The following is a 22,442-nucleotide window of genomic DNA, read 5'->3' as shown; positions in this document are numbered from 1 at the left end:
CGTGCCGCGGCCAGGAGGTGGCGCGGCGGTCCGGCTAGGCCGGGTGCGCGCCGTGCCGGATCTCCTCCCGGTGGTCGGCGAACCCGAGCGTCTCGTAGGTCACCAGCGCCAGCAGCACCGCGGCGAGCAGGCCGAGTGCGGCCAGGGCCGGGAGCTGCCCGGCGAGCGGGATCAGCAACAGCAGCACCGCCGCCGTCGCGACCCGCAGCGCGTTGACCGGGCCCATCGTCGCGGTGACGTACGCCTTGAAGGCGGCCAGCCCGAGCAGGTACACGGCGGGGCCCGCGAACAGGGCCACCAGGGGCGTCCCGTGCAGCGGTTCGGTGAGCGAGTGACTGCTGCCGTCGCCGGCGTAGTTCAGGACCTTCTTCAGGCCCACGGACAGCAGCACGATGCCGATCACCAGCGGCAGGTGCAGGAAGCTGTAGCCGCCGCGGGCCAGCCGGATCTGCCGTTCGCCGGTTGCCGCGGCCAGGGCCCGCTCCGCGGCGAGGGTGGTGGTGTCGAAGTAGGCCCACCAGAGCAGGCCGGAGACGGCCAGGCCCAGCATCGAGCCGAGAATGATCGGCCAGGACACCGGGAGGTTTGCGACCCCGACGCCGATCGAGACGATCGACTCGCCGAGCGCGATGATCACGATCAGTCCGTGACGCTCGGCGAAGTGGCTCGGCGAGTTCAGCCGCCAGCCCTCGCCCCCGAACAGGGTGCCGAGGTAGTCGCCGACCAGCGCGGCCACCCACATCGCGGTCTGCGCGGCGCCGGTGAGCTGCGAGGCGACCAGCAGCAGCGTGGTGCCGGTTGCCATCGACGGGACGAAACGGAGCAGCTGCCTGCGTAGTTGGGGGTCGTCGGCGCTGACCAGCCAGAACGTGACCAGGTGCATCAGCCGCACGAAGAAGTAGCCGACCGCGAAGACCACCGGCCCGGACAGTCCGCCGGCGATGTCCTCGAACGCCTCGGGGATGGTGATCGCGACGACGAACATCGCCCCCATCGCGAAGAACAGGGACACCCGGGCGAAACCCTCGTCGGCCCGGATCACGTTGCCCAGCCAGGCGTAACCGATCCAGCACCACCACAGCACCGCCATCGCCAGCAGCCCGCGCACCAGGTTCCGCGCCGAGCCGCCGTCGCCGGCCATCAGCTCGGTGACCCCGGTCAGCGCGAAGACGAAGACGAGGTCGAAGAAGAGCTCCAGCGGAGAGACCGACGAGCGCTCCTCGGTAGCCTGCAGGCGCACGTGTCGCGAGGTGTTCACCGGCCAATGGTGCCACCGACTGAGGTGGTGTCGGGTGCCGTCGGTAAGCTAGAAAATTGGACTTGTTACCAGTTCCCAGATCCGGAGGTTGATTGGCGTGGCGCTCGTCGTGCAGAAGTACGGCGGATCCTCGGTGGCATCTGCCGAGCGCATCCGACGCGTCGCTGAACGGATCGTGGAGACCAAACGGGCGGGCAACGACGTCGTCGTCGTTGTCTCGGCCATGGGCGACACCACCGACGAGCTGCTTGACCTGGCACAACAGGTCTGCCCGTCGCCGCCGGCGCGTGAGATGGACATGCTGCTGACCTCCGGGGAGCGCATCTCGAACTCGCTGGTCGCGATGGCGATCCACGCGTTCGGCGAGGAGGCTCGCTCGTTCACCGGCTCGCAGGCCGGGGTCATCACCACGGGCGCTCACGGCAACGCGAAGATCATCGACGTCACACCGGGCCGCGTCCGGGACGCACTGGACGAGGGCTCGATCGTGCTGGTCGCCGGGTTCCAGGGCGTCAGCCAGGACAGCAAGGACGTCACCACCCTCGGCCGGGGCGGCTCGGACACCACCGCCGTCGCCCTCGCCGCCGCGCTGAACGCCGACGTCTGCGAGATCTACACCGACGTCGACGGCATCTTCAGCGCGGACCCGCGGATCGTCTCCGACGCGCAGAAGCTGGACACCGTCTCCTTCGAGGAGATGCTCGAGATGGCGGCGTGCGGGGCGAAGGTGCTCATGCTGCGCTGCGTCGAGTACGCCCGTCGTTACAACGTGCCCGTGCACGTCCGTTCCTCGTACACCACCAAGCCCGGCACCATGGTGTCCGGATCGATGGAGGACATTCCCGTGGAAGAAGCCATCCTCACCGGCGTCGCGCACGACCGCAGCGAGGCGAAGGTCACCGTCGTCGGTCTGCCCGACGTGCCGGGCTACGCCGCCAAGGTCTTCCGTGCGGTTGCCGACGCCGAGATCAACATCGACATGGTGCTGCAGAACATCTCGAAGGTGGAGACCGGCAAGACCGACATCACCTTCACGCTGCCCAAGACGGACCTGGCCGCCGCGGTCGAGAAGCTGACCGCGCTGCAGGCCGAGATCGGCTTCTCGGAGATGCTCTTCAACGAGGAGATCGGCAAGGTCTCGCTCGTCGGGGCCGGCATGAAGAGCCACCCCGGCGTCACCGCCACCTTCTGCGAGACGCTCGCCGAGGCCGGCATCAACATCGACCTCATCTCCACCTCCGAGATCCGTATCTCGGTGCTGGTCAAGGACTCGGATCTCGACGACGCGGTGCGCGCGATCCACAAGGCATTCGATCTGGGCGGCGCCGAAGAGGCTGTCGTCCACGCGGGAACGGGACGCTAGACATGGGTCTGACAATTGCAGTGGTCGGCGCCACCGGACAGGTCGGCGCCGTCATGCGCGGCCTGCTCGAGCAGCGGGACTTCCCCGCGGACAAGGTGCGCTTCTTCGCGTCCGCGCGCTCGGCCGGCAGCACGCTGACCTTCCGCGGCGAGGAGATCGTCGTCGAGGACACCGCGGCCACCTCCGACGAGGACCTCGCGGGCATCGACATCGCGCTGTTCTCGGCGGGTGCGACCCTCTCGCGCGCGCAGGCCCCGCGATTCGTCGCCGCCGGCGCCACCGTCATCGACAACTCGTCCGCGTGGCGCAAGGACCCCGAGGTCCCGCTGGTGGTCAGCGAGGTGAACCCGGAGGAGGCGAAGAACCCGACGAAGGGCATCATCGCCAACCCGAACTGCACCACCATGGCCGCGATGCCGGTGCTCAAGGTGCTGCACGACGAGGCAGGCCTGCAGCGGCTGATCGTCAGCAGCTACCAGGCGGTGTCCGGCAGCGGACTCGCCGGCGTCGAGGAACTGGCCTCCCAGGCGCGCGCCGTCATCGACGACGCCGAGAAGCTGGTGCACGACGGCGGCGCCGTCGCGTTCCCCGAGCCCAACGTGTACGTCGCGCCGATCGCGTTCGACGTGATCCCGCTGGCCGGTGCGCTGGTCGAGGACGGCAGCGGCGAGACCGACGAGGACCAGAAGCTGCGCAACGAGAGCCGCAAGATTCTCGGCCTGCCCGACCTGCTGGTCAGCGGCACGTGCGTGCGCGTTCCGGTGTTCACCGGGCACTCCCTGGCGATCAATGCCGAGTTCGGCAACCCGCTGTCCGTCGAGCGCGCCAAGGAACTGCTGGCGGACGCGCCGGGCGTCGAGCTCGTCGACGTCCCGACCCCGCTGAAGGCGGCCGGTTCCGACCCGTCGCTGGTCGGCCGGATCCGTCAGGACCCGGGCGTCCCGGGCGGTCGCGGACTGGCGCTGTTCGTCTGCGGCGACAACCTGCGCAAGGGTGCCGCGCTCAACACCATCCAGATCGCCGAGCTGCTCGTCGCGCAGTAGCCGACACCAGTTCAGGTCGTACACCCGCCGCGGCTGTACGCCCCACCAGCACTGACCGAATGCGACATTCGTTCACTTCAAGTGAACGAATGTCGCATTCGGTCATTCAGCGGGGGATGTCGGCGTGGGGGAGGCCGGCGTACCAGCGGGCGCGGGCATGAGGGCGGGGCCGCGGAGCAGTCGTCCGAGCGGGCCCTCGTCCAGGGCCAGGGCCTTGACGATCGCGGCGGACGCGACGATCACCCCGGACAGGACGAACATCCAGCTGATGGTGGTGAACACCAGGCCGAGCGAACCGAACTTGTGCTGCGCCGATTCGGCCGCCAACGGCAGGTAGACATGGCCCGCTATCCGGACCAGCGCCAGCCCGACGGCGGTCAGCGCGGCGGTCGCCCACAGCAACCGACCGGCCAGCCGACCCTCGGTGAGCAGATACGGCACCGCCGTCCACAGCGCGAACCAGATGGCGAGTTCCAGGCCGAAGGCCAGCGGGACGTCGAACCAGCGCATGCCGGTCAGGTTCCGGGTGCCGCTGATCAGACCGACGGAGATCGCCACGGCGAACAGCACGGCCACCCAGCGCCAGCCGCGGCGGATGGACAGGGTCGGGATGTCCCAGACCCGGCCGTAGAGCCGGCCCAGCGCCCGGGCGAAGGACGTGCCGGACAGGATCACCATGAGCAGGCCGAACACGCCGAAGGTCGCGAACGTGGGGGCGTCGGCGGTCACGGTGTCGACGGTCGCGGTGGTCAGCCCCATCGAATAGGGGTTGATGCCGAGCTGTTCGGACATGGAGTCCGCGACCGGGTCGAGGTTCCCGATGGTGCCGACCGCGATGATCACCGGCAGTACCGAGATGAACTCCTGAGCGGCGAGCGTCATGGCACGGTCGGCCAGCTCGATGTCGACGATCGCCTTGATCACCCGCGCGACCGTCCGGCCGACCGCGGTCCGCTTCAGCCAGCCCCGGGCCGTCTGCTTCTGGACCTCGAGGGCCTCCTTGGCCACGGCCATCGAGAGCTTCGAGGACTTCCGCGCCGGGCTCGGGGGCTTCAGGGGGTTCGAGGACTTCGCCACGGGGACAGTCAACTCGATCTTCGGGATGTACGGCCCATCGCGGTCGGGCGGGGCGTCCAGGTCAGGCGGCGGCATTCGACGTTCGGGCCCGGTCCGCCGGCCACCCCACGGTCAGGCCCCAGATGACGCCGACGTTCAAGGCGATCAGGATGACGGAGAGCCAGGGCTGGGTACCGATCCAGGTGAGCTGACCGATCGCGTTGAGCAGGGCGAGCGACACGCCGAAGACCCGCGCCCAGGTGGCGCCCGCCAGCAGACCGATTCCGGCGATCAGGAGCAGGATGCCCCAGATGATCAGCACCCAGCCGGCGCGGTCGTAGTCGAGGATGATCAGTTTCTCCTCGCCGGCGAAGATCCGGCTGGGCGCCGCGAGTGCGACGATGCCCTCGATGGCGTTGAAAGTGCCGATCATGACGAGCAACAGGCCGGCGAATACGCCCCAGCCTCCGGGGGTCTTGTCGTCCATTGGGTTCCTTCGTTCTGGGAATGCGTGACGGCGTCGGTCGGATCAGGCGTCGGTCGGATCAGAGGAAGAGCGCGATGATGACCGGCGCGGTGGTGAGGATGAGGGCGACCAGCGCGACGATGGCCACAGCCTTCATGCTGCTCTCGGACGACGTGCGATGTTCGTTCGACATGGCGTCGACGCTATGGGCCTGCCGGCGGTTGGGCGTCACCCGGAACGGGTGAGGACGTCTTGGGCCCGCGCCGAGTGTGCATCTGCGGGGGCATCGCCCGAGTGGGGCGGGGAACAGGTGCACACTCGACGCATGAACGGTGGACAGGATGCATCGACGACGGGGGCGCTGGACGGGATCCGGGTGCTCGAACTGGGGTCGCTGATCGCCGGGCCCTATGCCGGCCGGCTGCTCGGGGACCTGGGCGCGGACGTCATCAAGATCGAGGCGCCGGACCGGCCGGACCCGCTGCGCACGTGGGGCCAGGCCGAGCAGGACGGCCACCACTTCTTCTGGACGGTGCACGCCCGGAACAAGCGGTGCATCACCCTGGACCTGCGGGTGCCGGACGGTCAGCAGGTGTTCCTGGACCTGGTGGCGCAGTCGGACGTGGTGATCGAGAACTTCCGGCCGGGCACCCTCGAGCGGTGGGGCCTGGGATACGACATACTCGCGCGGCGCAATCCGGGCATCGTGCTGGCGAGGGTCTCGGGGTACGGCCAGACCGGACCGCTGGCCGGGCGCGCGGGGTACGCCTCGGTGGCCGAGGCGGTCAGCGGGTTCCGGCACCTCAACGGCTACCCGGACCAGCCGCCGCCGCGGATCGCGTTGTCCCTCGGGGACACCCTCGGCGGCATGTTCGCGGTGCAGGGGGTGCTGGCGGCCCTGGTCGCGCGCCACGCCACCGGACGCGGCCAGGTGGTGGACGTCGCGCTCAACGAGGCCTGCCTCGCGGTGCAGGAGTCCACCATCCCCGACTACGACCGCGGCGGAATCGTGCGCGGGCCGTCCGGGACCCGGCTCGAGGGCATCGCGCCGTCCAACCTCTACGCCACCCGCGACGGCAGCTGGGTGGTGATCGCCGCCAACCAGGACACCGTCTTCGCGCGGCTGTGTGCGGTGATGGGGCAGCCGGAGCTGGCCGCCAACCCGCGGTTCGCCGACCACGTGGCCCGCGGCCGGAACCAGGACGAGCTGGACGACCTGATCGCGCAGTGGGTGGCGGTGCAGGACAGTTCGACCCTGGTGGACCGGCTCACCGACGCGGGGGTGGTGGCCGGGCCGGTGAACACCGTCGCCGACGTCGTCGAGGACCCGCAGCTGCTGGCGCGGGAGATGATCGTCGACCACTACGACGAACGGATCGGCGCGGCGGTGCGGGGCCCGGGGGTGGTGCCCAAGCTCAGCGCGACCCCCGGCTCGGTTCGGTCCGCCGGCGCGCCGACCCCCGGCACCCACAACGCCGAGGTGTACCGCGAACTGCTCGGCCGCGATGCCGAGGACCAGGCCCGGCTGCGCGCTGCGGGGGTGATCTGAGATGGCCGGATCGGCAGCGGAACCCCCTGTGCGCGTGGAGATTCGGGAGGTCGGCCTGCGTGACGGGCTGCAGAACGAGGCGCCGGTGAGCCTGGAGGCCAAGGCGCTGCTGCTCGACGCCGTCGTCGCGACCGGGGTGCGACGCGTCGAGGCCACCGCCTTCGTCTCGCCGCGGGCGGTGCCGAGCATGGCCGACGCCGAGCAGGTCGCGGCGCTGCTGCATCGGTGGCCGGGCGTGCGGTTCTCCGCGCTGGTCGCCAGCCTGGGCGGCGCGCGGCGGGCCGTCGCGGCCGGGATCACCGACCTCGAGTACGTGGTGTCCGCGGGTGACGGGCACAGCCGCGCGAACGTCCGGATCGGCACCGAGGAGGCTACCGAGCAGGTCGCGGAGGTCGCCGCAGTGGTGCACGACGCCGGCGGCAGTGTCGAGGTCATCGTAGCCACGGCCTGGGACTGCCCGTTCGACGGGCCGACACCGCCGGAGCGGGTGCTCCGAATCGTGGAGCGGGCATGCGAACTCGGCGCCGACGAGCTCGCGATCGCGGACACCATCGGCACCGCCACCCCGGTGCGGGTGCAGCGACTGATCGGCGCGGTGCGCGATCGCGTCGGCCCGGTGACGTTGGGTGCGCACTTCCACAACACCCGCGGCGCGGGCCTCGCGTGCGCCGTCGCGGCGGTCGGCGAGGGCGTGCTCCGGCTCGACGCGTCGGCCGGGGGACTGGGCGGCTGCCCTTTCGCTCCGGGGGCCAGCGGCAACATCGCGACCGAGGAACTGGTCTACCTGTTGCAGGACATGGGCATCGAGACCGGCGTCGACCTGCAGCGCTCGATCGACGCTGCCCGGCTGGCGCAGGACGTGGTGGGACACCTGGTGCCCAGCAACCTGCTGCGCGCCGGGGACCGGAAGCGGTAGGCGGCCGCCGGGTCGTCGCTAGCGGAGCTGGTCGCGGCGGACGTAGGTGCTGCCCAGGCTCGCGGCCGCCGCGCGCACCGCGGAAACGTGCATCTCGGGTCGAAACCGGCTCGTCGGGCCGGTGACGCTGATCGCCGCGACCGGCTCGTCGTCGCGCCCGAGGACCGGAGCGGCCACACACGTGATACCCAGCGCCGATTCCTCGCGCTCGAACGCGACCCCGGTCTCGACCACCTTGGTCAGCTGTTTGCGCAGGATGCCGGGCGCCACCACGGTGTGTGGGGTGCGCCGGGCCATCGGTGCCGAGAGCACCTCGCGCTGCAACTCCGGATCCGAGTAGGCGAGCAGGGCCTTGCCGATCGCGGAGCAGTGCAACGGAATCCGGCCCCCGGTGCGGGACGGGGCGTTCGCCTGGCGATGGCCGCCGATCTTCGCGACGTACACGACGTCGTGGCCGTCCCGGATGCCGAGGTGCACAGTTTCGTGGGTCCGCTCGTACAGGTCCTGCAGGAACGGCATCGCCATCTCGAGAAGGCTGCGCTCGAGCGAGGCGAGCATGCCGAGTTCGAACAGGCCGCCGCTGAGCCGGTAGCCGCTGTCGACGCGGTCGAGGAGCCTGTTCGCGACCAGTTCGCCGGCGAGGCGGTGCACCGTCGCCTTGTGCAGTTCGGTCCGCCGGACGAGTTCGGCGAGGGGCAGGGCTTGGTCCTCCGGGCGGAAGGAGCGCAGGATCGTCACCGCCTTGCCGAGGACGGTGTCGAGGTTCGCGGGACCGGGCATCGTCCGAGCGTATCGCTGAGTGAGACGAATGGCTGGTTTGCTCGACCGAGTGCAGTAACAGTGTGTTCATGAGTACGAATTCCATCGCGGCGAGCGAGTCCGACCTCGCCGCCGCCGCGGACCGCCTCGCGTCCGCCGCCGCGTCCGGCGTGCCCTGCGCGCCGGTGCGGGACCTGATCGGCGCCGACGACCTCGCCGCCGCCTACGCCGTGCAGCAGCGGGTCAACGATGGCCGGCTGGCCGCGGGCGCCGTCGTGGTGGGCCGCAAGATCGGCCTGACCTCGGTGGCAGTCCAGCAGCAGCTCGGCGTCGACCAGCCCGACCTCGGTGTCCTGTTCGACGACATGGACTTCGCCAACGGCGCCGACATCCCGATGAGCCGGCTGATCCAGCCCAAGATCGAGGGCGAGGTCGGGTTCGTGCTCGGCGCCGACCTCGTCGACGGCCCGCTGGACGCGGCCCAGGTCCGCGGCGCGATCGAGTACGCCGTCGCCGCCCTGGAGATCTGCGACAGCCGCGTCGAGAACTGGGACATCCGCTTCGGCGACACCGTCGCCGACAACGCGTCGTCCGGGGTGTACGTCCTCGGCACCGAGCGTCGCACCCTCGACGAGGTCGAGCCTGTGGACGTCACCATGTCCATGGAGGTCGACGGCCGCGAGGTGTCCACCGGCAACGGCGCCGCCTGCCTCGGCGACCCCATCGAGGCCGTGGTGTGGCTCGCCCGCACCGCCCGCGACCTCGGCCAGCCGCTGCTCGCCGGCCAGGTCATCCTCTCCGGCGCCCTCGGCCCGATGGCGCCCGTCGCAGCCGGCAACACCGTCACCGTCACCGTGTCCGGACTCGGAACCGTCACCGCCCGATTCGTGGAAGAGAAGGAAGCATGAGCAAAGTCAAGGTCGCGATCATCGGATCAGGCAACATCGGCACCGATCTGATGATCAAGGTGCTCAACCATTCGGACCACCTGGAGATGGGCGCGATGGTCGGTATCGACCCCGCCTCCGACGGTCTGGCACGGGCGGCGAAGCTCGGCGTGCCGATCACCGCTGAGGGCGTCGAGGGCCTCGTCGCGCTGCCGAACTTCGACGAGATCGAGATCGTTTTCGACGCGACCTCGGCGAAGGCGCACGTCGCGAACAACGCGCGTCTCGCCCCGCTCGGCAAGCGGATGATCGACCTCACCCCGGCCGCCATCGGGCCGTACGTGATCCCCGCGGTCAACGGTGACGACCACCTCGACGCCCCGAACGTGAACATGGTGACGTGTGGTGGCCAGGCCACCATCCCGATGGTCGCGGCAGTCTCCCGGGTCGTCCCGGTGGCCTACGCCGAGATCGTCGCGTCGATCGCGTCGAAGTCGGCGGGCCCCGGTACCCGCGCCAACATCGACGAGTTCACCGAGACCACGTCTGCAGCGATCGTGTCGGTCGGCGGCGCCAAGCGCGGCAAGGCCATCATCATCCTCAACCCCGCCGAGCCGCCGCTGATCATGCGCGACACGGTCTTCTGCCTCGTCGACGCGCCGGACCCGGCCACCCACGACGAGATCCGCCAGTCCATCGAGAAGATGGTCGGAGACGTCTCGGCCTACGTCCCGGGATACCGCCTCAAGCAGCAGGTCCAGATCACCGAGATCCCCGCCGACCAGCCGGTCGAGACGCTGGTCGTCGACGGCAACCGCCCGACCCACCAGGTGTCGATCTTCCTCGAGGTCGAGGGCGCAGGACACTACCTGCCCGCCTACGCAGGCAACCTCGACATCATGACCTCCGCCGGACAGCAGATCGCCGAGCGGATCGCACAGAAGAAGGAAGCCACCCGATGAGCAACCCCACCATCTTCGTCCAGGACGTCACCCTCCGGGACGGCATGCACGCGGTGCGCCACCGGATCTCGCCGGAGGACGTCAAGCGCATCGTGACCGCCCTCGACGCCGCCGGCGTCGACGCCATCGAGGTCGCCCACGGTGACGGTCTCGCCGGCGGGTCCGTGAACTACGGTCCCGGCTCGAACACCGACTGGGAGTGGATCGAGGCGGCGGCGGAGTCCATCCAGAACGCCCGGCTGACCACGCTGCTGCTGCCCGGTGTCGGCACCATCGAGGAGCTCAAGCACGCCTACAAGCTGGGCGTGCGGTCGGTGCGCATCGCGACGCACTGCACCGAGGCCGACGTCTCCGCGCAGCACATCGAGACCGCCCGCGAGATCGGCATGGACGTCTCCGGCTTCCTGATGATGAGCCACATGGCGCCCGCCGAGGAGCTCGCCAAGCAGGCCAAGCTGATGGAATCGTATGGCGCGCACTGCGTCTATGTCACTGACTCGGGCGGACGCCTGACCATGGGTGGGGTCCGCGAGCGGGTCCGCGCCTACAAGGACGTCCTCAACGAGGGCACCGAGATCGGCATCCACGCCCACGAGAACCTCTCGCTGTCGGTGGCCAACAGCGTCGTCGCCGTCGAGGAGGGCGTCTTCCGCGTCGACGCCTCGCTCGCCGGGCACGGCGCCGGTGCGGGCAACTGCCCGATCGAGCCGTTCATCGCGGTCGCGGACCTGTACGAGTGGAAGCACGGCTGCGACGTCTTCGCCCTGCAGGACGCCGCCGACGACATCGTCCGTCCGCTGCAGGACCGGCCGGTCCGCGTCGACCGCGAGACCCTGACCCTCGGCTACGCAGGCGTGTACTCGAGCTTCCTGCGGCACGCGGAGACGGCGTCGCAGCGCTACGGCATCGACGTGCGAACCCTGCTGCTCGAGGCCGGCAAGCGCAAGCTGGTCGGTGGTCAGGAGGACATGCTCGTCGACATCGCGCTGAACCTCGTCGCGGAGCGCGAGGCCGCCGGCGCCTGAGTGGGCTGTCTGAACCGTCAGGCCCGGGTCGCCTGGTCACGATCATGACCGGCGCGACCCGGGCCTGACGGCTGCAGCACGTGAATGCGTCGCCGGCACCCTCATCCGCAGGGGGTGAAATCGGCATCTGGGCCTGCCCGCGGTCTCCGCCGCCGGGGATCATCCCTGGTATGGCGTCGACTGAGGGATCTCAACCGCTGGACGCGTCGGAGAGAGCGGAGCTGCTGCGACTGCGGGCGCAGGTGGCCGAGAGCGCGGGGGTGCGGCGTCGGGGGCTGCACAATGCGCTCCGGTGGACCCTGTCCGGGTTCCTGATCCTGCTGGTCGCGCTGCTGATGGTCGGGTCGCTGGTCGCGCGCTTCACCAGCAGCGAGATCATGGACACCGACCGGTACGTGCAGACGGTGGCCCCGCTCGCGAGTCAGCCCGAGGTGCAGGCCGAGATCGCGGACCAGGTCACCGACCAGCTGTTCGCCCGGCTGGACATCGAGAAGATCACCGCGGACGCGCTGACCGCGCTGACCGAGACCGCGCCACGGGTGCCGCAGCAGGTCGTGGGCCTGGCCCCGGTGATTGCGGGCCAGGCAAAGAGTTTCATCCACGAGACCGTGCTCTCGGTCGTGCAGACCGACCAGTTCGAGCGTGCCTGGGTGGAGGCGAACCGGATCGCCCACCAGAAGCTCGTCGCGGTGGCGACGGGCGACACCAGCGTGGTGGAGATCGACGAGAAGGGCACGGTCAGTGTCCCGCTCGGCCCGATCCTGACGAACGTCGGAGACCAGCTGGTCCAGCGGGGTTTCGCCTTCGCGGACAAGATCCCGGACATCGACGTCGAATTCGTCCTCTTCCAGTCGTCCGACCTGGTCAAGGCGCAGAAGGCGGTGCGGGCCCTGAACAGCGCCGCGACCTGGCTGCCCTGGTTGGCCGTCGTCGCCGCCATCGGCGCGGTGTTTGCGGCGCCGCGCGGCCAGCGACTGCGGGCGCTGGCCCTCGTCGGCCTCGGGGTCGCCGTGGCGACGGCGTTGCTCGGGCTGGCGCTGAACGTCGCGCGGTCGGTCTACATCGACGACATCCCCAGCGACGTGCTCTCACCCGCCGCTGCCTCGGCCATCGTGGACACGCTCAGCGTGCCGCTGAAGACGACCGTGCGGGCCTTCTTCGCGCTCGGAGTGGTGGTCGCACTGGTCGGCTACCTCACCGGCGGGTCCCGCTCGGCGTTGGCGGTCCGCAGCGGATTCCGCCGCGGGGTCGACGCGCTCCGCCGGCTCGGCGCCGACCGGCCGCCCCGTCCCTACGAGGTGTGGGCGGCCAGGTTGCGGGTGCCGCTGCGGGTGGCGATCGCCGCCGTGGCGGTGGCGATCCTGCTGTTCTGGCGCTACCCGACGGGGCTCGTGGTCGGATTGATCGCGTTGTTCGCGGTGGTCGCGCTGGTGGCGCTCGAGGCGGTCGCCCGGCCCGGCGTGGTCGCCGCGGAGGCCTCGGCGGACTCGCCGGCCGACCTCCCCGGATAACGCGCCCGCGTTCGCAGCCCGTCGGCGTGCCGCCGCCCGGCCCGGTCGCGCCGTCTCAACCCTTCGGACTACATCGGTAACGCTCCGGCTGTCAACGCCGAAGTAAAGGCAAGCCCATGTCGGAACTGCCCACAGCAGAACCGTTTTCGGGTGCCACGATCGTTGTCGAATCACCGTCTTCGTAATGAAGACCGAAAGAGGTTGAGACCATGTCGGAGCAGTCCATTGTCAGTACTCGGAGGGTCCGGTCCGCGGCGGCCGGGGCGGTGCTGGCGCTCGGAATCGCGGTGAGCGCCACCGGCATCGCGTCGGCTGACCCGGAGGTCAAGTGCATCCCGGGCGCGGACCCGGCCGTCACCTGCAGCGAGGAAGCGGTCGCCGGAGAGACGGTTGCGGAAGGCACCGACAAGGCCGCCACCGAACCGGTGAAGCAGGAGGCGGGGGCCGACAGCACAGACACCGGAGCGGGAACCGCGACGGAGGAGCAGGAGACCGGAACCGCGACGGAGAAGCAGGAGACCGGGACCGGGAGCCTGGGAACCGGGAGCCTGGGAACCGGGAGTTCGGGAGCCGGGAGCACCGGGTCCTCCGAGCAGGACAAGGCCGCGATTGCCGACGCCGAGGCGAAGGCCAAGGCCGCGGCCGACGAGGCCAAGAAGGCTGCCGACGCGGCGGCCAAGGCGGGCACGGATTCGGCTGCGGCGACCGAACTTTCCGCGAGCGCGACCGAGGCGATGACCAAGGCTAGCGTCGAGGCGACGAAGGCCGCCGTGGAGTCGAACCAGGCCAAGGAGCAGGCCGCGACCGCCGAGCAGACGGCGAAGCAGGCCGAGGACGAGGCCAAGGTTGCCGACGCCGCTGCGGTCGAGGCGAAGCAGGTCGCCGAGACCGCCCAGGCCGCGGCGGATGCGGCCGCCGCGCGCGCGGCCGAGCTGGAGGCGGCCGCGAAGGCCGCCGGATCCGGCGCCAAGACGGCGGAGGCCGAGCGGGCCCGCGCCGAGGCCGATGCGCTGCAGGCCAAGGCGGACGAGGCCAAGACCGCCGCCGAGGCCAAGGCGCAGCAGGTCGCGGACAAGGAGAAGGAGGCCGAGGAGGCCTGGAAGGAGCGGGATTTCGCGAAGGCGGCGGCCGCGAAGCTCGAGGCGCTGGCGGCATCCTGGGAGGCCAAGCGCCTCGCCGTCGCGGCGAGGGACACGCAGCAGAGGGCGAGCGCCGCCGAGACCGATGCGAAGAAGGCCGAGGCCGCGGCGAGCGCCGAGACCGAGGCCGCCGCCGCCGCGACGAAGGCGGCAGCGGACGCGGCCAAGGCCGCCGAAGCGGCCAGGCGCGAGGCCGCTGAAGCCGCAGAAGCGGCCGAGAAGGCCCGCGCCGCAGCGGTCGCCGCCGGGGAGTCGGCGACCGACAAGCGGGCAGAGGCCGACGCAAAGGCGGCGGAGGCGACGAAGAAGGCGGCCGCGGCCGACGAGGCGAGCGCGAAGGCACAGGACCTCTACCTCGCCGCCGAGAACGCCAAGGTCGCGGCCGACGCGGCGGCGGCCAAGGCCAAGGAGGCCACGGCGAAGTCCGAGGCCGCGCAGGCCGAGGCGAAGAAGGCGACGAAGGCTCTCGAGGAGCTCAAGGCCAACGCCGCCAAGGACATTGCGGACGGCGTCGGCGTCGGCGGTGACGTCGTCATCGGCGACCACACCTCCGACGGGGAGGGCGTCACCAAGATCGACGACACCACCGCGGTGGTCGACGGGACCGGTGTGAAGCTGGTCGGCTACTACACCAGCAAGGGCGCATTCGACGTGGTCGACTACTACGTCACCGACGCCGACGGCGACGAGGCACTGGCCGGCGGACTGCCCCCGGTCGACCTCGCGCTGGGGGATTCGTCGACCGGTACCCAGTCGATCGGGGTGAGCGTCCCGGCCGTGTTGGTCGGTGTCGGTGTCCTCGGCGCGGCCGCCGCCGCGGGGACGGTCCTCGTGCGTCGCCGGCGCGCCGCCGATGCGTCGAACACCGCCTCGTAGCGCCGGCCGCCTGCTGGTCGCGGCGGCCGTGCTGGCTCTGGCGCCCGCATGCTCGGGTGCCGAGGCCGGGCCGCCGCCCGACCGGTCGCCGGTGGAGTCGCACATCGCTGCGGCTCCACCGGCGGACGCGGTTGTCGCGCCGGCCGAGCCGACGCAGATCGAGCTGCGGACACCCGCCGGGACCACCTACCTGAGCAGTCCACTCCATCCCGAGGAGTTGATGCGGGGAGGGCCCGGCGGGCAACGGCTGGACCCGGTCGACGAGCGTCCGGTCTGGTGGGGCGAGAGCGGCCTCCCCGGTACCGGGACCCGGCAGACCGTCGTGGTCGTGGGGCACAACTACGCCAGGCGGGACGCGCCGTTCCGGGCGCTGCGGGTCGTCGAACCCGGGGACCGCGTGGTGCTCCGCACGACCGCGGGCGTCCTGGAGTACGCGGTCGAGACCGCGGGCCCGCTGCCGAAGGGATCCCTGCTCGGTGCCCACGAGCTGCGCGAGTCGGTGGCCGGGCGCCTGCTCCTCGCCAATTGCGATGTCCGGGAAGGGGAGTCCACCGACGACAACTACGTCGTGGTGGCCCAGCTGGTTCGGCCGGTCGGCACCTGACGGCCGCGGCCCTCAGGTGCAGCAGTGCGGGTCGAGGACCAGCCGCAGCGCCTCGAGGGCATCCCGGTGTGCGCTGTAGTAGACATTCATGCCGCGTCGCGTCGGGCGGACCATGCCGGCCTTCCTGAGCTGGCCGAGGTGGTGGCTGACCGTCGACTCGGCCAGACCGACGGCGGTGGCGAGGTCGCACGTGCACACCTCGCCCTCCTTCGCGGTCAGCAGGATCGACATCAGCTTGATCCGGACCGGGTCGGCGAGCGCCTTCAGTCGCAGCGCGACGTGCAGCGCGGCCTCGTCGGTCAGAGGGGCGGCGGAGACGGGCGCACAGCAGACCGGAGCGGTCACGTCGAGGGTCGGCAACGTCTTCGGCATGCACCCGATCCTGCCACCCTCTTGACATATGTCAATTAAGAATCGGCGCGCTGCGCGGCTCCGGCCGCGTGTGGGGTCGGTTGTTGCTTCGTCGACCTACTTCGGCGGCATGTTCATCATCGGGGGCATGTTCATCATCGGTGGCGTCACGCCCATCTGCTGCAGCCACATCATGAACATATGCATCATGTCCACGGCCCTCGCCTCCTCTCGTGAGTTGGGCCCGCAATCACCACTCTCCTCCGGAATTCGCCTCGGCGGCAGGGGTGACGTGTCGAGTTCGGGCCTCGAATTCGTTTCCGGGAGAACAATGTGTGAACGCCCCACGGCGGACGCCGCGATGGGCGAGCATGGGCGGGAGTCGGCCGCGCGACAGGCCGGGCCTAATCTTGACTAATTCCAGAAAAGGTGTTGCAGTGTTGGTGTGACCGAGAAGCAGCCCCACGCCGCGAGCCACGGTTCGCGGCGGGTCACGCCCACCTTCGGATGTAGCTCCGACCGAGGTTCGCAGTCCAACGTGGCCGACGCCCCCGGGCTCGGCCAGTAAGGAAGGGATCCACAGATGACTCAAGGCACTGATCCTCAGAACACCTCGGCGACCGACTCGAAGCTGACCACCGCGGTCGGCGCGCCGGTGCCGGACAACCAGAACGTGCAGACGGCCGGTCCGCGGGGACCGCAGCTGCTGCAGGACGTCTGGTTCCTCGAGAAGCTCGCGCACTTCGACCGTGAGGTCATCCCGGAGCGCCGCATGCACGCCAAGGGTTCCGGTGCCTACGGCACGTTCACCGTCACCAACGACATCACCAAGTACACCAGCGCGAAGATCTTCTCCGAGGTCGGCAAGAAGACCGAGCTCTTCGCTCGGTTCTCCACCGTCGCGGGTGAGCGCGGCGCGGCCGACGCCGAGCGTGACATCCGGGGATTTGCCGTCAAGTTCTACACGGAAGAGGGCAACTGGGACCTCGTCGGCAACAACACCCCGGTCTTCTTCTTCCGTGATCCGCTGAAGTTCCCGGACCTCAACCACGCCGTCAAGCGGGACCCGCGCACCAACCTCCGCAGCGCCAACAACAACTGGGACTTCTGGACGAACCTGCCCGAGTCGCTGCACCAGGTCACCATCGTGATGAGCGACCGCGGCATCCCGTCGTCGTACCGGCACATGCACGGCTTCGGCTCGCACACCTTCAGTTTCATCAACGACGCGGGCGAGCGGTTCTGGGTCAAGTTCCACCATCGTGTGCAGCAGGGCATCGAGAACCTGACCGACGCCGAGGCGGGCGAGCTGGTCGGCAACGACCGCGAGAGCCACCAGCGCGACCTCTTCGACGCGATCGAGGCCGGCGACTTCCCGAAGTGGAAGCTGTGCGTGCAGATCATGCCGGAGGCCGACGCGGCGAAGGTGCCCTACCATCCGTTCGACCTGACCAAGGTGTGGCCGAAGGGCGACTACCCGCTGATCGAGGTCGGCGAGTGGGAGCTCAACCGGAACCCGGACAACTACTTCGCCGAGGTGGAGCAGGCCGCGTTCAACCCGGCGCACGTGGTGCCCGGCATCAGCTTCTCGCCGGACCGGATGCTGCAGGGCCGGCTGTTCTCCTACGGCGACGCGCAGCGCTACCGGCTGGGCGTGAACAACTACCAGATCCCGGTGAACTCGCCGCGCTGCCCGGTGAGCAACTTCCACCGGGACGGGGCGATGCGGGTTGACGGCAACAACGGCGGCTCCCTCCACTACGAGCCGAACAGCTACGGGCGGTGGCAGGAGCAGCCGCAGTACCGCGATCCCGCGCAGGCCGTCGGCGCGGTCGCGGACCACTTCGACTACCGCGCGGACGACGACGACTACTTCTCACAGCCGCGGGTGCTCTTCAACAACATGAGCGCCGAGCAGAAGCAGGTGCTCTTCGACAACACCGCCCGCGCCATCAACGGGGCCTCCGAGCAGGTGGTGCAGCGCCACATCGACAACTGCACCGCATGTGACCCGGCCTACGGTGAGGGCGTCGCCAAGGCGATCAAGGCGCTGGCCTGAGCCTGGCGTCCGCTGATCCGGACCGGAAGTAGGTGAAGGGCCGCCCACGCAAGTGTGGGCGGCCCTTCGCGTTGACGTCCCACAGGCGCCTCTCGGCGAGTGGTCGCACGTAGCGACTAAAGGGGTGAGGCCCGGGGCATGTCCGGACGCCAACGGTTCGTTCAACGGCGACGGTCGGGAGTTTGTTCCCAGTGCCCGACTGTCTCCGACAGCTCCCCAAATGTCACATTGGGTTCCCCATGGTTCCCCGATGTGACATTGGGGAGACGTGGGGGCCGCGTTTTCTTGACTTGTTCCAGAGAAGGGGGATACTTGGCTCATGCAGCACGGCGACGATCACCTCGACCCCCAGGCGCAGTTGCGCTCGGTGGGCCTGCGGGTGACCGCTCCGCGGGTCGCAGTGTTGAATGCGGTTGCCGCGCAGCCGCATTCCGATGCCGACGGGGTTGCCGCCGCGGTTCGGCGGGAGCTCGGGTCGGTGTCCACGCAGGCGGTGTACGACGTGCTCAGGGCCTGCGTGAACGCCGGGATCCTCCGCCGCATCGAGCCGGCCGGCTCCCCGGCGCGGTTCGAGACCCGGACCGGGGACAACCATCACCATCTGGTGTGCCGCGGGTGCGGCCTCGTCGTCGACGTCGACTGTGTCGTTGGGCACGCGCCCTGCCTGCAACCCTCGGACCCGCACGGATTCGCGATCGACGAGGCCGAGGTCGTGTTCTGGGGCCTGTGTGAGCGGTGCCGGGCAGCCGGCGACCCGCGCCCGGAGCCGACCGCGCCGCGCTGACCGAGGACGTCAGGTCAGAGCAGGGCCCACCAGTAGACCGCGCACGCCAGCAGGAACAGGACCACGGTGTCCATTTGGTGCCTCCCCTCGTTGTCCGTCCTGCCTCCATCATCCCCCACCGGTGTCCGCGGCGCCCGTGGGTGGGGGACGAGCCGGGTGCGGTCGACTACTCCATGAAGCGGGCCAGGAACTCGACCAGCAACCGCTCCGCGACGTGCTCGGGCAGCGCCTCGATCAGCGCCAGCAGCTCGGCCATCGGGCCGTCCAGCCCACCCTCCGGGTCCAGGCCTGCCAGGCCCAGCACCGCGGCACAGTTCTCGCTGGTGAGGTCCTCCGGGCGGATCTGTCCGGCCGCCGCCACGAACTCCGCGGGGGCGGTGGCCCCGGGAACGCCGCGGACCGAATCCGCGGCTGCGGAAAGCGCATCGCCCAGTTCGGCGCAGACCGATTCGGTGACGGGAGTGATCGTCAGGTGGGTCGTGCGCGGCAACGTGGTGCCGTCGGACTGGACGCGTCCCGGCTGCGGTTGCAGCACCCAGCCCAGATCCTTTGCGGCGTCCGCCCAACGGTGCGGGTCCACCCGCCTCGTCTCGTCGACGTCGGGGTCGGTGGCCACCGCGAGCAGCGGGCCCACCGGGTCGCCGACCACTCGCAGGCCCTCGACGGCGTCCACCACCTTGCGGAGCTGCTCGACGGCCCCGGCGATCTGGCCGGTGAGTTCCGCGAACCCGCCGCGCCCCAAGGCCTGTGACACCGCCCAGCCGGCGGCGATGGGCATCACCGTCCGAGAGCCCAGCATGGTGGGGTTGACGACGGCGTACCCCGGCCAGGCGCTGGTGGCGAACCACTGCCGACGGTGCCGGTCCCGGTCGCGGTAGAGCAGCACCGAGACGCCCTTCGGCGCGTAGCCGTACTTGTGCAGGTCCACCGACAGGCTTGCCACCCCCGGCACCCGGAGGTCCCAGGCGGGACGGTCCTGCGCACCCGGCCACCAGGGCAGCACCCACGCGCCGATGCATCCGTCCACGTGCACCGGAACAGACTGTGCGGCGCAGATTTCCGCGATCTCCGCGACCGGGTCGAGGGCCCCGTGCGGGTAGGACGGCGTCGACACCACCACCAGCGCGACGTCCTCGTCCAGCGCCGCCCTCACGTCCGCGGGCCGGAGCCGGCAGGTGTCCGGGTCGACCGGCAGCACCCGAAGTCGCAGGTCCAGGTAGTGCGCGGCCTTGATGAACGCGGCGTGCGCGGTGGACCCGATCACGAGTGTCGGCCGGTCGTCCCGGCCGGTCGCCGCTCGCCAGCTGTCGCGGGCGGACTTCACCGCGAGCATGCAGCTCTCGGTGCCCCCGCTGGTGACGGAGCCGACGACGCCGTCCACCCCGTCGGCGAGCACGTCGCGGGCCAGCCCGACGAGGTCCCGCTCGAGCGCCGCGACGGAGGGGAACGTGGTCGGGTCGAGTCCGTTGAGCGACTGCGCCTTCCGCGCCGCGGCACCGGCCAGGTCGTGCAGCTCGGCGACGCCGGGGTCGTAGACGTAGGACAGCAGGCGCCCGCCCTCGGTGGGGGCGTCGGCCGCGCGTAGCTCGTCGAGCCGGGCGAGGATCTCGGTGGGGGTGTGTTCGAACTGCATCAGTGGTTCCTGTTCCGTTCCTCGGCGGCGAGACGATAGCCGCGCAGTGCCCACATGCTGGCGGCCACCAGCAGGGCGGGCACCAGCGCGAAGGCGAGCACGATCCCGGTGATCGCGGTGTCGGACTGGGGGGCCGGGTCTGCGCCCGCGGACGAGACGAATCCGGTGGCGGCGAGGACGAGCAGCACCACCGCCGGTCCCAGCGCCATGCTCACCGTCTCGGCGGCCGTCCACACCCCGCTGAAGGCGCCGGCTCGGACGGCTCCGGCGGACCGAGTCTCGTGGTCGCTGATCACGTCCGGCAGCATCGACATCGGCAGCATCTGCATTCCGGCGTAGCCGATCCCGGCGAGCGCCACCACCGCGTACACCCAGCCGCCGGGGCCGGAGAGCAGCCCCAGCAGGGCCAGCGCGGCGACCAGGAACAGCCCGGAGGCGAGGAAGAAGGCGCGCTGCTTGCCCCACTGGCGGACCAGCCGCGTCCACAGCGGCATCACCGCGACGGCGGGGCCCACCAGGGCGACGAACAGAAACGAGACCGCGTCCTCGGCGTCGAGCACGTAGGTGGCCACGTACTGGGCGCCGCCCAGCATGCAGCCGGTTGCCAGGGCCTGCAGCACGAAGGTGCCGAGCAGGAACCGGAAGGCCGAACTCGACCGCACCGCAGCGAGGCTCTCGGAGATACCGTGCGAGGCAGTCGAATCGACGTTGGTGGCGGGACCGCGCGGTGCGATCCGCCAGCTGGCCAGCATGCCGAGTCCGAGGATCAGCCCGGCGACGACACCCATCACCAGGTAGCCGGGGCGGCCGCCGCCGCCGAGTTCGCGCAAGGCCGGGCCGCCGGCCCCGAACAGCAGGATCGCCACCCCCAGCAGGGCGACGCGCCAGGACATCAGCCGGGACCGCTCGTGGTAGTCGTCGGTCAGTTCCGCGGGCAGCGCGATGTACGGCACCTGGAAGAGGCTGAATGCGACGGCGGCGGCGATGAAGGCCGTACCCACCCAGAGGCATCCGGCCAACGCGGACAGGCCCGTCGGGACCGCGAAGGTGAGCGCGAAGAAGACGGGCAGGGTGAGCGCACCGAGCAGGAGGAACCGCCGCCGGGTGCCGGTGCGGGCGGCCTCGGCGTCGCTACGGGACCCGATCAGCGGGTTCACCAGGAGGTCGAGCGCCTTCGGCGCGAACACCACCACGCTGGCCGCGGCGGCCGCCACCCCGAGGGTGTCGGTCAGGTAGTAGGCGAGGACCAGCCCGGGGAGGGTGGCGAAGCCGCCGGTGCCCACCGAGCCGAGGGAGTACCCGGCGACGGTGGACCGGCTGAGCCGGGGGACGGCGATGGTCATCCGGTCAACATAGGGCAATTGCCGACCCTCCGCGGGTGGTTGACATGGAAGCAGGCGCGGCGTCGATTCGCGTGAAATCTACGCCGCCGCACGGCGAACGCCCCTCACCGTTTCGGCGAGGGGCGTTCGTCATGGTGTTGTCAGGTTGCTCGTGGAACTAGGAACCGAAGATGCTCCCGAGCGATCCCAGCGAGCCACCGCCGGGGTTGGTGCCGCCGGCGGAGACGACGACCGTGGAGGCGGCCGAGGTCGACTCCTTCAGGCCCGACGCGCCGCTGTAGACGGCGGTGATGTGCCGGTCGCCGGTGAGGGCGAAGGCGTGCGACAGGGTCGCCTGGCCGTTGACCACGTCGACGGCGGTGCCGATCGCGGTGGCGCCGTCCATGAAGGTGACGGTGCCGGCGGTGACCGGGGCGCCGGCCTGGGTCTTGACGGCCGCGGACAGGTTCACCGCGTCACCCTTGGTGGCGGTCGCCGGCGCGGTCAGCGTGGTGACCGTGTCGAGCTCGACCGGCGCCGGATCGGTGACGTTGACGGACGCAGCCGTCGCGGTCGAGCCGTTGAACGTCGCGGAGCCGCTGTAGACGGCGCCGACGGTGTACGCGCCGCTGGCGGCGAAGGTGTGGTCGAGCTTCGCGCCGCCGTCGACGAGGGCGATCGCGCCGCCGACGTTGGTGCCGTTGATCGTGAACTGGACGGTGCCGCCGACGGCGGGGTTGTTGTCGCCATCCTTGACCAGGGCGAAGAGCTCGACCTGGTCGCCCGTGGTGGCCTCACCCGGCACGTTCATCGTGGTGGTGGTGTCGGCAACCACGACATCCGTGGAGACCTCGACGTTCGAGGCCGTGGAGGTCGAGG

The 22,442-nt window shown here is 70.4% G+C and carries 20 protein-coding genes; 12 read left to right on the top strand and 8 right to left on the bottom strand.

Features of this window, described 5'->3' with window-relative positions:
• Window positions 1-34: 34 nt before the first annotated feature.
• Window positions 35-1,258 (bottom strand): low temperature requirement protein A, encoded by a 1,224-nt coding sequence (locus RT2_RS20395; RefSeq protein ID WP_072846632.1) that lies wholly within the window; start codon window positions 1,256-1,258, stop codon window positions 35-37.
• Between the two features lie 97 nt (window positions 1,259-1,355).
• Between RT2_RS20395 and RT2_RS20390 the strand changes: the two genes are divergently transcribed.
• Window positions 1,356-2,621: an aspartate kinase gene (locus RT2_RS20390; RefSeq protein WP_072846631.1), complete on the top strand. Its 1,266-nt coding sequence runs from the start codon at window positions 1,356-1,358 to the stop codon at window positions 2,619-2,621.
• Window positions 2,622-2,623: 2 nt separating this feature from the next.
• Entirely contained in the window at window positions 2,624-3,664 is a 1,041-nt protein-coding gene (locus RT2_RS20385; RefSeq protein ID WP_072846630.1) for an aspartate-semialdehyde dehydrogenase, read from the top strand.
• A gap of 102 nt (window positions 3,665-3,766) precedes the next feature.
• On the opposite strand, the gene RT2_RS20380 is transcribed toward RT2_RS20385, so the two are convergent.
• Both RT2_RS20380 and RT2_RS20375 read right to left on the bottom strand, forming a co-directional pair.
• A complete protein-coding gene (locus tag RT2_RS20380; RefSeq protein ID WP_245709106.1) occupies window positions 3,767-4,741 on the bottom strand; it encodes a hypothetical protein in 975 nt (324 codons plus the stop codon).
• A gap of 61 nt (window positions 4,742-4,802) precedes the next feature.
• Window positions 4,803-5,207, bottom strand: coding sequence for a DUF7144 family membrane protein (locus RT2_RS20375; protein WP_072846629.1), 405 nt, complete (start codon window positions 5,205-5,207; stop codon window positions 4,803-4,805).
• A 304-nt stretch (window positions 5,208-5,511) separates the two neighbouring features.
• Here RT2_RS20375 and RT2_RS20370 point away from each other — a divergent pair, with 304 nt between their 5' ends.
• Both RT2_RS20370 and RT2_RS20365 read left to right on the top strand, forming a co-directional pair.
• Window positions 5,512-6,735 (top strand): CaiB/BaiF CoA transferase family protein, encoded by a 1,224-nt coding sequence (locus RT2_RS20370; protein ID WP_072846628.1) that lies wholly within the window; start codon window positions 5,512-5,514, stop codon window positions 6,733-6,735.
• A gap of 1 nt (window position 6,736) precedes the next feature.
• Complete coding sequence (locus RT2_RS20365) at window positions 6,737-7,651, top strand: hydroxymethylglutaryl-CoA lyase (RefSeq protein ID WP_072846627.1); 915 nt, start codon at window positions 6,737-6,739, stop codon at window positions 7,649-7,651.
• 18 nt (window positions 7,652-7,669) lie between these two features.
• Here RT2_RS20365 and RT2_RS20360 read toward each other — a convergent pair whose 3' ends face one another.
• Window positions 7,670-8,431 (bottom strand): IclR family transcriptional regulator, encoded by a 762-nt coding sequence (locus RT2_RS20360; RefSeq protein ID WP_072846626.1) that lies wholly within the window; start codon window positions 8,429-8,431, stop codon window positions 7,670-7,672.
• 68 nt (window positions 8,432-8,499) lie between these two features.
• Between RT2_RS20360 and RT2_RS20355 the strand changes: the two genes are divergently transcribed.
• The 6 genes from RT2_RS20355 to RT2_RS20330 all read left to right on the top strand — a co-directional run bounded on the left by RT2_RS20355 (window position 8,500) and on the right by RT2_RS20330 (window position 15,414).
• Complete coding sequence (locus RT2_RS20355) at window positions 8,500-9,318, top strand: 2-keto-4-pentenoate hydratase (protein ID WP_072846677.1); 819 nt, start codon at window positions 8,500-8,502, stop codon at window positions 9,316-9,318.
• Window positions 9,315-10,259 (top strand): acetaldehyde dehydrogenase (acetylating), encoded by a 945-nt coding sequence (locus RT2_RS20350; protein ID WP_072846625.1) that lies wholly within the window; start codon window positions 9,315-9,317, stop codon window positions 10,257-10,259. Before RT2_RS20355 ends, RT2_RS20350 begins: the two co-directional genes overlap by 4 nt.
• Entirely contained in the window at window positions 10,256-11,284 is a 1,029-nt protein-coding gene (dmpG, locus tag RT2_RS20345) for a 4-hydroxy-2-oxovalerate aldolase (protein ID WP_072846624.1), read from the top strand. Before RT2_RS20350 ends, dmpG begins: the two co-directional genes overlap by 4 nt.
• Window positions 11,285-11,454: 170 nt before the next feature.
• Complete coding sequence (locus RT2_RS20340) at window positions 11,455-12,795, top strand: hypothetical protein (RefSeq protein WP_072846623.1); 1,341 nt, start codon at window positions 11,455-11,457, stop codon at window positions 12,793-12,795.
• Window positions 12,796-13,004: 209 nt separating this feature from the next.
• A complete protein-coding gene (locus tag RT2_RS20335) occupies window positions 13,005-14,810 on the top strand; it encodes a hypothetical protein (RefSeq protein WP_072846622.1) in 1,806 nt (601 codons plus the stop codon).
• Window positions 14,788-15,414 carry a class F sortase gene (locus RT2_RS20330; protein ID WP_083577522.1) on the top strand — a complete coding sequence of 209 codons (627 nt, stop codon included), beginning with the start codon at window positions 14,788-14,790 and terminating at the stop codon, window positions 15,412-15,414. Before RT2_RS20335 ends, RT2_RS20330 begins: the two co-directional genes overlap by 23 nt.
• 12 nt (window positions 15,415-15,426) lie before the next feature.
• Here RT2_RS20330 and RT2_RS20325 read toward each other — a convergent pair whose 3' ends face one another.
• Window positions 15,427-15,786 (bottom strand): Rv2640c family ArsR-like transcriptional regulator, encoded by a 360-nt coding sequence (locus RT2_RS20325; protein ID WP_072846621.1) that lies wholly within the window; start codon window positions 15,784-15,786, stop codon window positions 15,427-15,429.
• 562 nt (window positions 15,787-16,348) lie between these two features.
• Between RT2_RS20325 and RT2_RS20320 the strand changes: the two genes are divergently transcribed.
• Entirely contained in the window at window positions 16,349-17,824 is a 1,476-nt protein-coding gene (locus RT2_RS20320) for a catalase (RefSeq protein ID WP_072846620.1), read from the top strand.
• Window positions 17,825-18,143: 319 nt separating this feature from the next.
• Complete coding sequence (locus RT2_RS20315; RefSeq protein ID WP_072846619.1) at window positions 18,144-18,608, top strand: Fur family transcriptional regulator; 465 nt, start codon at window positions 18,144-18,146, stop codon at window positions 18,606-18,608.
• 166 nt (window positions 18,609-18,774) lie between these two features.
• Here RT2_RS20315 and RT2_RS20310 read toward each other — a convergent pair whose 3' ends face one another.
• The 3 genes from RT2_RS20310 to RT2_RS20300 form a co-directional block, all read right to left on the bottom strand.
• Entirely contained in the window at window positions 18,775-20,241 is a 1,467-nt protein-coding gene (locus RT2_RS20310; RefSeq protein ID WP_072846618.1) for a pyridoxal phosphate-dependent decarboxylase family protein, read from the bottom strand.
• Entirely contained in the window at window positions 20,241-21,584 is a 1,344-nt protein-coding gene (locus tag RT2_RS20305) for an MFS transporter (RefSeq protein WP_072846617.1), read from the bottom strand. Before RT2_RS20305 ends, RT2_RS20310 begins: the two co-directional genes overlap by 1 nt.
• A 157-nt stretch (window positions 21,585-21,741) precedes the next feature.
• Window positions 21,742-22,442 (bottom strand): Ig-like domain-containing protein (locus tag RT2_RS20300; RefSeq protein WP_139280378.1); only part of this gene is annotated, 701 nt, incomplete at its 5' end.

This window comes from Rhodococcus tukisamuensis NBRC 100609 (genome assembly GCF_001894985.1).
GTDB classification, from domain to species: domain Bacteria; phylum Actinomycetota; class Actinomycetes; order Mycobacteriales; family Mycobacteriaceae; genus Rhodococcus_G; species Rhodococcus_G tukisamuensis.
Note: the sequence above shows the minus strand (reverse complement) of the source record. Positions and strands in the feature narration are given on the sequence as shown.